This is a genomic window from Streptomyces sp. NPDC006385, assembly GCF_040612485.1.
GTDB lineage: Bacteria > Actinomycetota > Actinomycetes > Streptomycetales > Streptomycetaceae > Streptomyces.
In genome coordinates this window covers 13,467-28,769 of record NZ_JBEXQG010000010.1, presented here as the reverse complement: position 1 = coordinate 28,769, position 15,303 = coordinate 13,467, and the positions used below count along the sequence as shown (strand labels likewise).

The window sequence follows — 15,303 nt, the reverse complement described above, 5'->3', positions numbered from 1 at the left end:
CCGTTTTGTCCCGAACGCGCGAGCGCCCCGGACTGTCACCAGCCCGGGGCGCCCTGATGCGCGTACGGCCTACGAGTGCTGCCGCAGCAACGTCCGCATCGTCCGCATCGCGACCGACAGATTGGCCAGGTCGAACGCCTCGGAGCCCTGGATCTCCTCCAGAGTCGTGCGCGCCCGCCCCAGGATCGCCGCGTTCTTCTGCTCCCACGCCTTGAAGCGCTGCTCGGGCGTCGCGCTGCCGTTGCCGGCCGCCAGGACGTCGGAGGTCAGCGCCGAGTGGGCGGCGTAGAGGTCCTCGCGGATGGAGGCGCGGGCCATGGACTGCCAGCGGTCCGCGCGGGGCAGTTCGCTGATGCGGTCCATGAGCTGCGTGATGCGCAGCCGGTCGGCGAGGTCGTAGTAGACCTCGGCGACGTCCATCGCGTCCTTGCCCATGCGGTCGGCCACCGAGACGATGTCCAGCGTCGGGAAGGCCGAGGAGAAACCGGCCACCCGGGTGGCCAGCTCGGTGGTGACGCCGGCGCCGGTCAGCTCGTCGTAGATCTGCTGGTACCACTCCAGGTCCGCGCCCTTGAGCAGCTTCGGCAGCTGCGACCAGACCTGCTCGACGCGGTCGGCGAAGAAGTCGACGGTCTCGGCGAGCTCCAGCGGCTGCGGCCGGTTGTTGAGCAGCCAGCGCGTGCCGCGCTCGACGAGGCGGCGCGAGTGCAGCCGGATCCGGGTCTGGACGGCGGCCTCGACCTTGTTGTCGAGCGTCTCGACGCCGTCCCACACGGCCGCCGAGCGGAAGATCGCGCGGGCCACGGTCTGCGCCCGGACGATCTCCTCCAGCGACGCGCCGGTCTCCTCGCGCAGCCGGTGCAGATAGGTCGTACCGCCCGTGTTGACCGTGTCGTTGACCAGCACGGTCGTGGTGATCTCACGGCGCAGCGGGTGGTTGACGAGGTGCTCCGGGAACCGCTCGCGCAGCGGGGTCGGGAAGTACGCGCGCAGCAGGGTGCTCAGGTACGGGTCGTCGGGCAGCGAGGTGTGCAGCAGTTCCTCGGCGACCGTGATCTTCGTGTACGCCAGCAGGACGGCCGTCTCCGGGCCGGTGAGGCCGTGGCCGGCGGCGAGGCGTTCGCGGATCTGGCGGTCGGCGGGCAGGAACTCCAGCGCCCGGTCCAGGTGCCCCTCCCTGACCAGGTGCTTCATGAAGCGCTGCTGGGCGTGGAGCATGGCGCCGGACTGCGCGAGGGCGTTGGCGATCGCCGTGTTCTGCGCGTAGTTGTTGCGCAGGACCAGCCGGCCGACCTCGTCGGTCATCTCGGCGAGCAGCTTGTTGCGCTGCTTGACGGTCATGTCGCCGTCGGCGACCAGGCCGTTGAGCAGGATCTTGATGTTCACCTCGTGGTCGGAGGTGTCCACGCCCGCGCTGTTGTCGATGGCGTCGGTGTTGATCCGGCCGCCGTGCAGCGCGAACTCGATCCGGCCGAGCTGGGTCAGGCCCAGGTTGCCGCCCTCGCCGACGACCTTGACGCGCAGGTCGGCGCCGTCGACGCGGATCGGGTCGTTGGCCTTGTCGCCGACGTCCGCGTTGGACTCCGTGGAGGCCTTGACGTACGTACCGATGCCGCCGTTCCACAGCAGGTCCACCGGCGCCTGGAGGATGGCCTTCATCAGCTCGGCCGGCGTCATCTTGGAGACCTTGCCCTGGATGCCCAGGGCCTCGCGGATGTGCGCGTTGACCGGGATCGCCTTGGCGCTGCGCGGGAAGATGCCGCCGCCGGCCGACAGCAGCCCGGTGTCGTAGTCCTCCCAGCTGGAGCGCGGCAGCTCGAACAGGCGGCGGCGCTCGGCGTAGGAGGTGGCCGCGTCCGGCTTCGGGTCGATGAAGATGTGCCGGTGGTCGAAGGCGGCGACCAGGCGGATGTGCTCGCTGAGCAGCATGCCGTTGCCGAACACGTCACCGGACATGTCGCCGATGCCGACGACCGTGAAGTCCTCGGTCTGCGTGTCCACACCCAGCTCGCGGAAGTGCCGCTTGACGGACTCCCAGGCGCCGCGGGCGGTGATGCCCATGCCCTTGTGGTCGTAGCCGGCCGAGCCGCCGGAGGCGAAGGCGTCGCCGAGCCAGAAGTTGTACTGCTCCGCGACCCCGTTGGCGATGTCGGAGAAGGTCGCGGTGCCCTTGTCGGCGGCGACGACGAGGTAGGTGTCGTCCTCGTCGTGCCGGACGACGTCCGGCGGCGGGACGACCTCGCCCGCGACCATGTTGTCGGTGATGTCGAGCAGCGCCGAGATGAACGTCTTGTAGCTGGCGACGCCCTCCGCCATCCAGGCGTCCCGGTCCACGCTCGGGTCCGGCAGCTGCTTGGCGACGAAGCCGCCCTTGGCGCCGACCGGCACGATGACGGTGTTCTTCACCATCTGCGCCTTGACCAGGCCGAGGATCTCGGTGCGGAAGTCCTCACGCCGGTCGGACCAGCGCAGGCCACCGCGCGCGACCTTGCCGAAGCGCAGGTGCACGCCCTCGACACGCGGCGAGTACACCCAGATCTCGTACGCCGGTCGCGGCGCGGGCAGGTCGGGGATGGCCTGCGGGTCGAACTTCATGGAGACGTAGTCGTGCGGGCGGCCGCCCGCACCCTCCTGGAAGAAGTTCGTCCGCAGGGTCGCCTTGATGACGGTGAGGAAGGACCTGAGGATCCGGTCCTCGTCGAGGCTCGCCACCTGGTCGAGCGCCGCGTCGACCTCTTCGAGGAGCGCGTCCACGATCTCGCGGCCCGCGCGCTGGCGGTCCGGAGACATCCGCGCCTCGAACAGGGAGACGAGCAGGCGGGTGGTGTGGACGTTGTTGCGGAGGGTGTCCTCCATGTAGTCCTGGCTGAAGGTGGAACCGGCCTGGCGCAGGTACTTCGCGTACGCCCGCAGCACCATCGCCTGCCGCCAGGTCAGCCCGGCGCTGAGCACGAGGGCGTTGAAGCCGTCGTTCTCCGCCTTGCCGGTCCAGGTGGCGGCGAAGGCCTCCGAGAACCGCTCGCGCGCGTCGTCGCCGAGGTAGTCACCGGTGCCGCCCGCCGACTTGGGCATGCGCAGGCCGAAGTCGTAGATCCAGGCGACGCTGCGGTCGGAGCGGCGCAGTTCGTACGGCCGCTCGTCGACGACCTCGACGCCGAGCCGGCTGAGCACCGGCAGGACGGCGGACAGGGAGACCGCCGCGCCCTTGCGGTAGATCTTGAAGCGGCGTTCCTCGGGGGCGGCGCCCACCGGCTCGTACAGGCTGAGCGAGAAGTCGTTGTCCTCGGTGAGCTGTTCGAGGTGGACCAGGTCGGAGACGGCGGAGCGCGGCCCGTGGTCGGCCTTGTAGCCCTCGGGGAAGGCGCCCGAGTAGCGGCGCAGCAGCTCGGCGGCGCGCTCCTCGCCGAGTTCGGCGTTCAGCGCGTCGGCGAAGCCGTCGGCCCAGGAGCGCGCTGCCTCGACCAGGCGGGCCTCGATGCGCTCCGTGTCGGAGTCGGACAGCTGCGGCAGCTCGGTGCCCTGCGGGACGCGGACGACGAAGTGCAGCCGGGAGAGGATCGACTCGGTGTTCCAGGCGGTGAAGTCGACGCTGGTGCCGCCGAGCTCCTCCTTCAGGATGTCGATGATGCGCAGCCGTACGCCGGTGGTGTAGCGGTCGCGGGGGAGGTAGACGAGGGCGGAGTAGTAGCGGCCGTACTCGTCCTGCCGCAGGTAGAGCCGCAGGCGGCGGCGTTCCTGGAGGTAGAGGACGGAGGTGGCGATGCGCTGGAGCTCGGGAACCGGGGTCTGGAATAGCTCGTCGCGCGGGTACGTCTCCAGGATCTGGAGCAGGTCGCGCCCGTCGTGGCTGTTGGGCGAGAACCCGGCGACCTGGAGCACCTCGTCCACCTTGCGCCGGATGACCGGGACGCGGCGGACGGACTCGGTGTAGGCGGCCGAGGAGAACAGACCCAGGAAGCGCCGCTCGCCGATGACCTCGCCGTTCTCGTCGAACTTCTTCACGCCGACGTAGTCGAGGTACGACGGCCGGTGCACGGTCGCCCGGCTGTTCGCCTTGGTGAGGATGAGGAGCTTGTGCTCGCGGGCCTTGGCGCGGGCGTCGGCGGGCAGCCGCTCGAAGGACGGGCTGACGGGGTGGTCCTCGTCCTCGGCGTGGTGCGGGTCGGAACGCAGGATGCCGAGCCCGGTGCCGGGCACGGCGGCCAGCGAGTCGTCCTCTCGGAGCTGGTACTCGCGGTAGCCGAGGAAGGTGAAGTGGTCGTCGGCCAGCCAGCGCAGCAGCTCGCGGGCCTCCTCGATCTCCTGCTCGCGCAGGTCGGACGTGGGCTCCTTGGGCAGTTCGTCGGCCATGCGCAGGGCCGCGTCCCGCATCTTGGCCCAGTCCTCGACGGCCTCACGGACATCGGACAGGACGCGCAGCAGGTCGGCGGTGATCTGCTTCAGGTCGGCGCGGTCGGTCTCACGGTCGATCTCGACGTGGATCCAGGACTCGGTGTACGAGTCGTGCGGCAGCTCGCCGGCGGGCGATGCGGGGAGCACCTCGATCAGCTTGCCGGTGAGGTCGCGGCGGACGGAGACCTGCGGGTGGATGACGACGTGGATCCCCCGCCCCTGTCGCGTCAGCTCGTTGGTGACGGAGTCGACGAGGAACGGCATGTCGTCGGTGACGACTTCGACGACCGAGTGGCTGCAGGTCCACCCGTTCTCTTCCACGGTGGGCGTGTGCACCCGCACGTTGGCCGTGCCCTGGGGGCGGTTCTCGGCCAGACGGTAGTGCGAGAAAGCGGCTCCGAAGATGTCGACCGGGTCCCGGTCGGTGAGGTCCTCCGGTGCGGTGTGCAGGTAGTAGCGCTGGAGGAACGCGAGCACGGTGTCGTGGTCCGGGGTGCCGGGTGTGCTCTCGTCCGTCGTCCCAGTCGGTAGGTACCCCCCGACCGGGCTGTTCTCAGCTACCCGGGCGGCCCTCTCGAGCAGCTCGGCCTTGGCTTCGTCCAGCTTGGTCTGCATTGTCCTCTGGCTCCTGTCGCGCGCCGTTGCGTGACGTTGAAGGAAGTACGGTCTCTTCCCCTCCGACGTAACGTCGTGACGCGGGGTGTCCGGTCTGCTTCGACGCTATGCCGCGAGGTGAGACGAGCGGGGATATATGAGCCAATCTTGAGCTGCCCACGGGGTGTGACGCCGCTCTCTGCGGCGCTCGGGCCCAAGGTGCGCATGACGTCCCGGGAGCCCTTTCGCTCCCCTCCCGCCCGCGAAGACCAGCGACCGCCGCCCGGTCACGGATGTGGTCCGTGCTCTCCGGGCGCAGGGCGGGGGCACCGGTGCCCCCGCGAGCTATCGCGCTGATCACGCCACTAAGGCTATCGCTCCTTACAGGGGGCCCGTCATGAGCCGTATGTGTACAAAACCAGGGGCGGAACTTTGACGTTCTGCACAGGGGCAAAGGGTGCGTGGAGGGCGTAACTGGCGGGTCCGGGCGGCGAGAGGGAGCCTGAGTCTGGGCCCGTAGCCATGCTCCGGGCACGGGACGGATGCGAAAGCGGCGCCATCGGGAGCCGCGTCGTGTCCGAAAACTGACGTGAGAGGCCCGGTGGGGCGCAGACCACGGCCGAAATGAGGAGCGCACCAACATGACAGCGAAAAAAATCCTCATCGTCACCGGCGACGCCGCAGAGTCACTGGAGGTCCTCTACCCCTACCAGCGCCTCCGCGAAGAGGGCTACGACGTCCACATCGCGGCCCCCACCCGCAAGACGCTCCAGTTCGTCGTCCACGACTTCGAACCGGGCTTCGACACCTACACCGAGAAACCCGGCTACACCTGGCCCGCCGACCTCGCCTTCTCCGAGGTCGACCCCGGCGACTACGCCGCCGTCGTCATCCCCGGCGGCCGCGCCCCCGAGTACCTCCGCAACGACCCCGAGCTCCGCAAGATCCTCAAGTCCTTCTTCGACGCCGACAAGCCTGTCGCCCAGATCTGCCACGGCCCCCTGCTCACCGCCGCGATCGACGGCCTCCGCGGCCGCCGCGTCACGGCGTACCCCGCGCTGGAACTGGACATGCAGGCGGCAGGCGCCACCTTCCAGGACGCCGAGGCCGTGGTCGACGGCACCCTGGTCTCCTCCCGCGCCTGGCCGGACCACTCCCGCTGGATGCGCGAGTTCCTCACGGTGCTGCGAGCGAAGGCACCGGTGACGTGACCGCCCGCTACGCCGCCAGCCGCTCCGCCTCCGCGACCGCCTCCCCCAACGTGTCCACCACCGGCACGCCCACCCCCTCCAGGCTCGCCCGGCTGTGCGACCCCCCGGTGTAGAGCACGGCCCGCGCACCCACGTGCAGCGCCGCCACCGCATCGTCGGCGGCGTCGCCGATCACGACCGTGCGCGCGGGATCCACGCTCACGAGCGCCTCGATGTGCCGCACCATGTGCTCGGCCTTGCTGCCCCCGGACGGCCCGGTCCGCCCGTCGACCCGTATGAAGTGCTCCTCGATCCCGAACCCCCGTACCAGCGGAACGAGTTCGTCATGCCCGTACATGCTGAGGATCGACTGGCTGCGCCCCGCCGACCGCCACGCCACGAGCAGCTCCGCGACGCCCTCGGTGAGCCCGCACCTCACCCGGTGTTCGGTGTAGTACCGGTGGAAGGTCTCGTCCATGACCTCCCACTCGGCGTCGGTCGGCAGCCGCCCCAGCAACCGCTCGTAGAACTTCGGCACCGGCACGCAGTACATCGCCCGGTACTGATCCATCGTGATCGGCTCGAGCCCCAACTCGGCGAACGCCGCGTTCGTCGCCCCGATGATCGCGTCATTGTCGTGGAACAGCGTGCCGTTCCAGTCCCAGACGATGTGCGCCCCTACCTGCTTCCCCATGCCAAAAACCGTACCCGCCCCCACTGACAATCAAGAGAACGGCAGGTCGACGCGGCATCGGGCCGACACACCGACATCCCGGGAACGGCGTCGCTCCGAGGCCGTCTCAGCCCCCCAGCCCCACCAGGTTCGGGATCTCCTGGGTCGCGTACCACAGCAGCTCGTGGTCCTCGGCCCCGTCCACGACGAACTGCGCGTCGTCGTCCCCATCGTCCGCCGCCCGCAGCGCCTCGGCGGCCGCCGCCACATCCGCCTGCGCGTCGCCCGAGTCGACGTGCACGGAGGCCACCTTGGCCAGCGCCACGCCCCCGGGGATCCGTACCTCGCCCAACGCGGACGGATCCAGCCCCCGGTCCGGATCGGCGACCGCCGCCCCGTCGGGCACGTCGACCGCGACCACGACCCGGCGTCGCACCGCCCCCGCGTCCGCCGCCAACAGCCGCAGCGAGGCCAGCGCGGCCCGGCTCAGTGCCGCGTACTCCAACTCCTCGATGTCGTCGGAGAGATACCACTCGCGCAACCCGGGCGTGACGGCGTACGCGACGAGCGGTCCGGTCCCCAACTCGCCCGTCTTGTACGCCTCGGCGAGGCCGGGGAGGGTCAGGGGGACGTAGACGCGCATGGCTGACCGCTTTCGTGATCGTAAGGCTCCGCAAGGACCCGGAGAGGGCGCTCACGCACCTCCCGGAGAGCCTTCAGGATACGTGCGGGTGTCCCCTTTCGAGTCCCTACCGCCACCGCTTCCGGCGTCCACCGCGGTCCACGAACTCACCCGGTGCACCCCTGCCGTCACGGCCTTCCGAGCCCCTGGATCACCCAGATAAGTGAAGTTTCCGGCCGCCCGGCCCGGCTCCCGGCTTCCTTGCCGCCGGCCCGCAGAACCCCGTACAAGATCACCGACCACGAAGTTACTGCCCGGTATCAACCGGGTTCACGAACGGGGACTCCATGAACAAGGTCATGACCAGGTCTGCCCAGCACCGCCCCGGCACCCGCCCGCCGAGCCGCCGCGACACCCGCCGCCCCGGCGGCACCCCACCCCGCACGCCGAGCGGCAAGGCATCCCGTGCGGCACGGCCCGCCGGCCCGCGAGCAGCCGTACCGCCGCATCCCGCACGCGAAGCCCACGTCCTGCCCGCCAGGACGACGCTCAGGCCCCTTCCCCCACCCCGCCCCACCGATGTCTTCGCCGACCGCCTGCTCCTGGTCCTGAGCGGCCAGCGCCCCGTCCACTCGATGCTCCGCCACACCGCCGGCCGCGCCTACGACGAACTCACCTGGCTCGCGGAGCGCGGCCCCCTGCGCACCCGTGGCACCCGCCCCGTCGTCCGGGACATCGGCTACTTCGAGCCCCGCCCGGGCGCCATCGAGGCCTTCGCCCGCATCGGCGCCGGGAACCAGCTGCGCGCCATGGCATTCCGCCTGGAACAGGGCCTGGACCTGCGCTGGCGCTGCACGGCGGTGGAACTGGGCGGCCGGCGCAGCCCGTCCACGAACGACGCCTGACACCGCCGCAGGCCGAAGGGCCGGGCTCCCCAGTGGAGACCCGGCCCTTCCAGCCAGTACGGCACCCCCGGTACCGGCGCAGTCCGCTTCGACGGCGCTACACCGCGCGGCGTTCGCGCCCGGCGTTACTTCTTGCGGCGCCGCCCGCCACGCGACTGCTTGCGCCGCTCCGCCCGCGTGAGGCCGTCGGCCTCGGAGCGCACCGGCTCGTCGCCGTTGGTGAAGTCACCCTCGACGATGTCGCCCTCGCCGTCCACCTTGGGGGCGGTGAAGTGCAGCCGGTCCGGGCGGCGCGGAGCCTCGAGCCCCTTGGCGCGGATCTCGGGACGCCCGCCCGTCTGCGCCGGCACCGCGTCCTTCTTCTCGAGGTCGGCCACCGGCTTGGCGTCCTCGACCGGGACCTCCTCGACCTGCTGCTCGACCTGGACCTCCAGGTTGAACAGGTAGCCGACGGACTCCTCCTTGATGCCCTCCATCATCGCGGTGAACATGTCGAAGCCCTCGCGCTGGTACTCGACCAGCGGGTCCTTCTGCGCCATCGCGCGCAGGCCGATGCCCTCCTGGAGGTAGTCCATCTCGTAGAGGTGCTCGCGCCACTTGCGGTCCAGGACCGACAGGACGACCCGGCGCTCCAGCTCACGCATGATCTCGGAGCCGAGCTGCGCCTCGCGCTGCCCGTACTGCTCGCGGATGTCGTCCTTGATGGACTCGGCGATGAACTCGGCGGTCAGCCCGGCCCGGTCACCGGCCGCCTCCTCCAGCTCCTCGACAGTGACCTTCACCGGGTAGAGCTGCTTGAAGGCGCCCCACAGCCGGTCCAGGTCCCACTCCTCGGCGAAGCCCTCGGCGGTCTCCGCGCCGACGTACGCGTCGATCGTGTCGTCCATGAAGTGCTGCACCTGCTCGTGCAGGTCCTCGCCCTCCAGGACGCGGCGGCGCTCGCCGTAGATGACCTCACGCTGGCGGTTGAGGACCTCGTCGTACTTCAGAACGTTCTTACGGGTCTCGAAGTTCTGCTGCTCGACCTGCGACTGGGCGGACGCGATCGCGCGCGTGACCATCTTGTTCTCGATCGGCACGTCGTCCGGGACGTTCGCCATCGACATCACGCGCTCGACCATCTGGGCCTTGAACAGACGCATCAGGTCGTCGCCGAGGGAGAGGTAGAAGCGGGACTCGCCGGGGTCGCCCTGACGGCCGGAACGACCGCGCAGCTGGTTGTCGATACGCCGCGACTCGTGCCGCTCGGTACCGAGGACGTACAGGCCGCCGAGGGACTCGACCTCTTCCTTCTCGGCCTTGACGGCCGCCTCGGCCCGCTCCAGGGCGGCCGGCAGCGCCGCGGCCCACTCCTCGATGTGCTCCTCGGGGTCGAGACCGCGCTGGCGCAGCTCGGCCTCGGCGAGGTCCTCGGGGTTGCCGCCGAGCTTGATGTCCGTACCACGGCCGGCCATGTTGGTGGCCACGGTCACGGCGCCCTTGCGCCCGGCCTGGGCGACGATGGTCGCCTCCCGGTCGTGCTGCTTGGCGTTCAGCACCTCGTGCTGGATGCCGCGCTTGCTGAGCTGCTGCGACAGGTACTCGGACTTCTCGACCGACGTGGTGCCGACGAGGATCGGCTGGCCCTTCTCGTGCTTCTCGGCGATGTCGTCGACGACCGCGTCGAACTTGGCGACCTCGGTGCGGTAGATCAGGTCCGACTGGTCCTTGCGGATCATCGGCTTGTTGGTCGGGATCGGGACGACGCCGAGCTTGTAGATCTGGTGGAACTCGGCGGCCTCGGTCATCGCCGTACCGGTCATGCCGGAGAGCTTGTCGTAGAGGCGGAAGAAGTTCTGCAGGGTGATCGTGGCGAGCGTCTGGTTCTCGTCCTTGATGTCCACCCCTTCCTTCGCCTCGATCGCCTGGTGCATGCCCTCGTTGTAGCGGCGGCCGGCGAGGATACGGCCGGTGTGCTCGTCGACGATCATGACCTCGCCGTCGATGACGACGTAGTCCTTGTCCTTCTTGAACAGTTCCTTGGCCTTGATGGCGTTGTTCAGGTAGCCGACCAGCGGCGTGTTCACCGACTCGTAGAGGTTGTCGATGCCCAGCCAGTCCTCGACCTTGCTGACGCCGGACTCGTGGATGGCGACCGTGCGCTTCTTCTCGTCGACGTCGTAGTCGCCGGTCTCCTCGACGCCCTTGAGGGGGTTGCCGGCCTCGCCGCGCTTGAGGCGCGTGACCAGCTTGGCGAAGTCGCCGTACCACTTGGTGGCCTGGTCGGCCGGGCCGGAGATGATCAGCGGCGTACGGGCCTCGTCGACGAGGATGGAGTCCACCTCGTCGACGATGGCGAAGTTGTGGCCGCGCTGGACGAGCTCGTCCTTGGACCACGCCATGTTGTCGCGGAGGTAGTCGAAGCCGAACTCGTTGTTCGTGCCGTAGGTGATGTCGCAGTTGTACTGCTCACGGCGCTGTGCCGGCGTCATGTTGGCCAGGATGCAGCCGACGGACAGGCCCAGGAACTTGTGGACGCGGCCCATCATCTCGGAGTCGCGTTCGGCCAGGTAGTCGTTGACCGTGATGAGGTGGACGCCGTCGCCGGAGAGGGCGTTCAGATAAGCGGGCAGCGTGCCGACCAGGGTCTTGCCCTCACCGGTCTTCATCTCGGCGACGTAACCGAGGTGGAGGGCGGCGCCGCCCATCATCTGGACGTCGTAGTGCCGCTGTCCCAGAACGCGCTTGGCGGCCTCACGGACGGTGGCGAAGGCCTCGGGAAGCAGGTCGTCCAGACTCTCGCCGTCGGCGTAGCGCTGCTTGTACTCATCGGTCAGGGCTCGCAGCTCGGCGTCGGAGAGGTCGACGAAGTCCTCTTCGATGGAGTTGACCTGGTCCGCGATGCGGTGCAGCTTGCGCAGGATCTTGCCTTCGCCTGCACGCATGATCTTCGAGAGGACGGACACGGGGGTTGGTCTCCTTGCCGGTCGGGCCTGGGACGGTCGGTTTCCATTTGACTTGACTGAGCAACGGCCATCGTATGCGAGGACCCTGCCACGCCGGGAGCCTGCCGGGGACGCCGACCGTCCGCTGCTTCAAATCTCCGTCAAAGGGGACAACGGCCGGGGGTCGCGGATGGTGCCGCGTCAGGCGGGCGAATTGTGCGAACCGCGATCAGGTGATCACCCACCGCACAGCTCTCCCCCCGCATAAAGGATGGCGCTCGCCGTGCGGACCCCAGCAGAATCGGCCGATGGAACCCGTCTCGTTCACCACCGACCGCCTCCTGATGCGCACGGTCGGCCCGCAGGACACCGACGCCGTGTACGAGGCCGTCCAGGACCCCGACATCCAGCGCTGGACCACGATCCCCTCGCCCTACCTGTACGAGCACGCCCACAGCTTCACCCACCAGCTGGTCCCCGAGGGCTGGGGCGACGGTTCGATGTTCACCTGGGGTCTCTTCCTCCGCGAAGGGGAGGACTTGGCGGGGATGCTCGGCCTCACGATGCGTTCCATGAGCGGCGCGGAGATCGGCTTCTGGGGCACGAAGGAGCACCGCGGCAACGGCTACGTCACCGAGGCCGTCCTCACCGCGTCCCGCTGGGCCTTCGTCCACCTCGCGATCGACCGCGTGGAATGGCGCGCGGAGGTCGGCAACGTCCCCTCCCGCGCGGTGGCCACCCGCGCGGGCTTCACCCTTGAGGGCACCCTCCGCTCCGGCATCGTCAACCAGGGCGTACGCCGTGACTGCTGGGTGGGTTCCTTGCTCCCGTCGGACCTGGGCCTCTCGTCCACGGCGCCCTACCTGCCCGCCCGGACACCGTCCACCCCGCCCGGCGCCGAAGGTTGAGCCCACCCTCACGCCGGGCCGGCTGTCTCAGGCGAACCCGCAGACCCATCCCCCGTTGTCAGTGCCACCCCCTATCGTCCGAACCATGACGACCCCGCGCCCCGCGACCGACCTCTCAGCAGACGAAGCCCGCCGCATCGCCCTACGGGCCCAAGGCCTCCTCGGCACTCCCGACCGCAAGGCCGGCGTCCGCGGCATACTCCGTCACCTCGGCGCGGTCCAGCTCGACACCATCTCGGTCCTCGCCCGCTCCCACGAGCTCATCCCGTACGCCCGCCTGGGCGCGGTAGGCCGCAGGACGGTCGAGAACGCCTACTGGACACCCTCGTCCACGGGCACGCCGTCGGCGGGGCCGCATGCCTTCGAGTACTGGTCCCACGCCGCCTGCATCCTCCCCGTGGAGGAGTGGCCCCATTTCGCCTTCCGCCGCCGCGCCTACCGCGACCGCCCGCACTGGAACCACGAACTCCCTGACGGCGCCTACGACCAGGTCATCAAGCAGCTCCGCGCCGAAGGCCCCCTCACCGCAACCGAACTGGGCGGCGCGAAGAGGACCAGCGAGTGGTGGGACTGGTCGGGCTCGAAGGTCGCCGTCGAACGCGCCCTGATGTACGGCGAGGTGGTCTGCGTCGAACGCCGCGGCTGGAAGCGCGTCTACGACCTCGCCGAACGCGCCATCCCGCAAGCGCTGCTGCATGACGAGCTGGACGACACCGAGTGCCTGCGCCGCCTGGTCCGCCTGGCCGGCCAGTCCCTCGGCGTCGGCACCCGCGCGGACATCGCCGACTACCACCGCCTCAAGGCCGAACAGGTGGACGCGGTGATCGCCGACTCCGGCCTGGTCCCGGTCACGGTGGAGGGCTGGGGCAAGCCCGCCTGGGCCGACCCCGCGGCCCTTCGGACGCCCCCGCGCGGCCGCCACCGCACCACACTCCTGTCCCCGTTCGACTCACTGATCTGGGAACGGGCACGCACGGAGCGGATCTTCGGCTTCACTCACCGCCTGGAGGCATACGTCCCCAAGCAGAAGCGGGTATACGGCTATTTCGCGATGCCGGTCCTGGCCGGCGGCCGCCTCGTCGGCCGCGTGGACCCGGCCCGCGAGGGCAGCGCGCTGGTGGCCAAACAGGTCACGCTGGACGGCCCGAAGGCGGTCCCAGCGGTGGCCCAGGCCCTGGTCGAAGCGGCGAGCTGGGTGGACTGCACGGACGTACGCGTGGAACGAGTCGACGCATCCGACCTGCGCGAACCGCTCGTCAAGGAACTCACCCGCATAGTGGCCCGCCTCTGAAGGCCCGACCCTGAAGGCCGTCAGGGCCCTCAGCGGATCTCGAGGATCTTCTCCCGCATCGCATACACCACGGCCTCCATCCTGGAGTGCAGCTGCAGCTTCTCCAGGATGTTGCGGACATGGTTCTTCACGGTGTTCTCGGAGATGAACAACTCCTTGGCGATATCGCGGTTGTTCATCCCCGTGGCGACGAGCTTGAGAACCTCCAGCTCACGGTCCGTCAGCCGCGGCGCCGGCACGAGCCGACGTTCGTCCGTCCGCTGGATCATCGACTTGAACTCGGTGAGCAGCTTCGACGCCATGGACGGACTGATCTGCGACTGCCCGTCGGCCACCGCCCGAATGGCCGTGGCCACCTCGTCCGTGGAGATCTCCTTGAGGAGATAGCCGGTCGCGCCCGCCTTGATCGCGTCGTAGAGATCGGCCTCCTCGTCGCTGATCGTCAACATGATGATCTTCGCGCTGGGGGCCACCTCCTTGATGGAGGTGCAGGCCTCGATCCCGCCCCGCTTCGGCATGCGGACGTCCATCAGGACGATGTCCGGCAGCAGGTCAGCGGCCTTGTCCACGGCTTCCGCGCCGTCGCCCGCCTCCCCCACCACCTGGATGTCCTCCTCGGCCGCCAGCACGATCTCCAGTCCACGACGGAAGAGGGCGTGATCGTCCACGACGAGGACTCTGATCGGTTCGTTGCGTGGAGAGCCCGCGTCCGGGCCCATGCCGACGACATCTCCATCGGCATCCTCGTCCCGCATCGGTCCGAAGCTGTCCGCCATCGTTCCTCCCCCTGAAGGCTGTGGCTGGTCCTGTGCCATCGCCAACCCAAGGCAACGGCCCAACGGTTGGGCCGGTGCGGCCATGATTTCATGCCCGGCCGACACTACGGTGACCAGCGGGGCGCGAAGTGGTCGCACACCGGTGCCCCTGGGGGCGCACACGCGCTCCAGGGGCACCGGCTCAGCTGTCAGCCGGGTGGGTCAGCCGCCCAACGTGCCCCCTGCCGCGGAGGCCTGCGCCTGGGTGACCATCGGGTCCGTGCTGAGGTGGATGACCCCGTAGTCGTAGGCGTGCCGCCGGTAGACGACACTGGGTTCCTTGGTCTCGGAGTCGACGAACAGGTAGAAGTCGTGCCCGACCAGCTCCATCTCGTAGAGGGCCTGGTCGAGGGTCATCGGGGAGGCGACGTGCGTCTTCTCGCGTACGACGAGGGGGCCTTCACCCTTGACTTCCAGCGAGCCGATCTTCTTGGTGGGAATCCCCTCCGGCTCTTCCTCCCGCACGGTGTGGCCGTTGCCGTTGAGCGTCGCCGCGCCCGGAACGTGGTCGGGGACCTCGGCCGCCGTGATCCGGCGTGCACCTCGGCGCGAGAAACGCTTGTCGTGCTGCTTGCGCAGCCGGGCATCCAGCTTCTCCGCCGCGAGGTCGAGCGCCGCGTACGGATCGCTGGCCGCTGCCTCCGCCCGGATCACCGGACCGCGGGAGCGGAGCGTGATCTCCACTCGATCACTGCGGTCGGCCTGTCGGGGGTTGGGCTCCTTGGACACCTCGACGTCGAGGCTGATCACCTTGGCATCGAGCCTCTGGATCTTCTCCAGCTTCAGCTTCTCGGCCACGTGCTTGCGGAACCGCTCGGGCACCTCGGTCTTGCGGCCCTTGACGACGATGTCCACGCAGAACTCCGTTCCCGGATCGCTCCGCTCCATCGGCGGAGCATCTCCCTTTTGCACCAGGCTCCGGCGAACCCCGGAACCTCGGACTCGGTGACTTCCACCTCCTCCTCCCCCATGGGCAAGATCTCCACCCC

The 15,303-nt window shown here is 69.4% G+C and carries 10 protein-coding genes; 4 read left to right on the top strand and 6 right to left on the bottom strand.

Translation table 11 applies throughout. From position 1 onward, the window contains the following. Nucleotides 1–69: 69 nt before the first annotated feature. Nucleotides 70–5,007 (bottom strand): NAD-glutamate dehydrogenase, encoded by a 4,938-nt coding sequence (locus tag ABZ078_RS10330; RefSeq protein WP_356573630.1) that lies wholly within the window; start codon nucleotides 5,005–5,007, stop codon nucleotides 70–72. Between the two features lie 620 nt (nucleotides 5,008–5,627). On the opposite strand from ABZ078_RS10330, the gene ABZ078_RS10325 reads away from it, so the two are divergent. After that, nucleotides 5,628–6,197: a DJ-1/PfpI family protein gene (locus ABZ078_RS10325; protein ID WP_356573628.1), complete on the top strand. Its 570-nt coding sequence runs from the start codon at nucleotides 5,628–5,630 to the stop codon at nucleotides 6,195–6,197. Nucleotides 6,198–6,204: 7 nt separating this feature from the next. Here ABZ078_RS10325 and ABZ078_RS10320 read toward each other — a convergent pair whose 3' ends face one another. Both ABZ078_RS10320 and ABZ078_RS10315 read right to left on the bottom strand, forming a co-directional pair. Continuing rightward, nucleotides 6,205–6,870, bottom strand: coding sequence for an HAD hydrolase-like protein (locus ABZ078_RS10320; protein ID WP_356573626.1), 666 nt, complete (start codon nucleotides 6,868–6,870; stop codon nucleotides 6,205–6,207). A 106-nt stretch (nucleotides 6,871–6,976) separates the two neighbouring features. Continuing rightward, complete coding sequence (locus ABZ078_RS10315; RefSeq protein ID WP_356573624.1) at nucleotides 6,977–7,492, bottom strand: hypothetical protein; 516 nt, start codon at nucleotides 7,490–7,492, stop codon at nucleotides 6,977–6,979. A gap of 326 nt (nucleotides 7,493–7,818) precedes the next feature. On the opposite strand from ABZ078_RS10315, the gene ABZ078_RS10310 reads away from it, so the two are divergent. Continuing rightward, nucleotides 7,819–8,376 (top strand): Rv3235 family protein, encoded by a 558-nt coding sequence (locus ABZ078_RS10310; RefSeq protein WP_356573622.1) that lies wholly within the window; start codon nucleotides 7,819–7,821, stop codon nucleotides 8,374–8,376. Between the two features lie 125 nt (nucleotides 8,377–8,501). Here the strand turns inward: ABZ078_RS10310 and secA are convergent, their stop codons facing one another. After that, nucleotides 8,502–11,321, bottom strand: a complete 2,820-nt coding sequence (gene secA, locus ABZ078_RS10305; RefSeq protein ID WP_356573620.1) for a preprotein translocase subunit SecA — start codon at nucleotides 11,319–11,321, stop codon at nucleotides 8,502–8,504. 287 nt (nucleotides 11,322–11,608) lie between these two features. Between secA and ABZ078_RS10300 the strand changes: the two genes are divergently transcribed. Both ABZ078_RS10300 and ABZ078_RS10295 read left to right on the top strand, forming a co-directional pair. Next, entirely contained in the window at nucleotides 11,609–12,208 is a 600-nt protein-coding gene (locus ABZ078_RS10300; RefSeq protein WP_356573618.1) for a GNAT family N-acetyltransferase, read from the top strand. A gap of 85 nt (nucleotides 12,209–12,293) precedes the next feature. After that, nucleotides 12,294–13,499, top strand: coding sequence for a crosslink repair DNA glycosylase YcaQ family protein (locus ABZ078_RS10295; RefSeq protein WP_356573616.1), 1,206 nt, complete (start codon nucleotides 12,294–12,296; stop codon nucleotides 13,497–13,499). Nucleotides 13,500–13,528: 29 nt separating this feature from the next. Here the strand turns inward: ABZ078_RS10295 and ABZ078_RS10290 are convergent, their stop codons facing one another. Both ABZ078_RS10290 and raiA read right to left on the bottom strand, forming a co-directional pair. Next, on the bottom strand, nucleotides 13,529–14,275 hold the full coding sequence (locus ABZ078_RS10290) for a response regulator transcription factor (RefSeq protein ID WP_356573615.1): 747 nt from the start codon (nucleotides 14,273–14,275) through the stop codon (nucleotides 13,529–13,531). 201 nt (nucleotides 14,276–14,476) lie between these two features. After that, nucleotides 14,477–15,202 (bottom strand): ribosome-associated translation inhibitor RaiA, encoded by a 726-nt coding sequence (raiA, locus tag ABZ078_RS10285; protein ID WP_356573613.1) that lies wholly within the window; start codon nucleotides 15,200–15,202, stop codon nucleotides 14,477–14,479. Nucleotides 15,203–15,303 lie beyond the last annotated feature (101 nt).

Bases quoted from the DNA above. Each gene is read 5' to 3' on its own strand.
- ABZ078_RS10325 (WP_356573628.1), top strand. From the start codon at position 5,628: ATGACAGCGAAAAAAATCCTCATCGTCACCGGCGACGCCGCAGAGTCA.
- raiA (WP_356573613.1), bottom strand. From the start codon at position 15,202: ATGGAGCGGAGCGATCCGGGAACGGAGTTCTGCGTGGACATCGTCGTC.
- ABZ078_RS10320 (WP_356573626.1), bottom strand. From the start codon at position 6,870: ATGGGGAAGCAGGTAGGGGCGCACATCGTCTGGGACTGGAACGGCACG.
- ABZ078_RS10315 (WP_356573624.1), bottom strand. From the start codon at position 7,492: ATGCGCGTCTACGTCCCCCTGACCCTCCCCGGCCTCGCCGAGGCGTAC.
- ABZ078_RS10300 (WP_356573618.1), top strand. From the start codon at position 11,609: ATGGAACCCGTCTCGTTCACCACCGACCGCCTCCTGATGCGCACGGTC.
- ABZ078_RS10295 (WP_356573616.1), top strand. From the start codon at position 12,294: ATGACGACCCCGCGCCCCGCGACCGACCTCTCAGCAGACGAAGCCCGC.
- ABZ078_RS10290 (WP_356573615.1), bottom strand. From the start codon at position 14,275: ATGGCGGACAGCTTCGGACCGATGCGGGACGAGGATGCCGATGGAGAT.
- ABZ078_RS10330 (WP_356573630.1), bottom strand. From the start codon at position 5,007: ATGCAGACCAAGCTGGACGAAGCCAAGGCCGAGCTGCTCGAGAGGGCC.
- ABZ078_RS10310 (WP_356573622.1), top strand. From the start codon at position 7,819: ATGAACAAGGTCATGACCAGGTCTGCCCAGCACCGCCCCGGCACCCGC.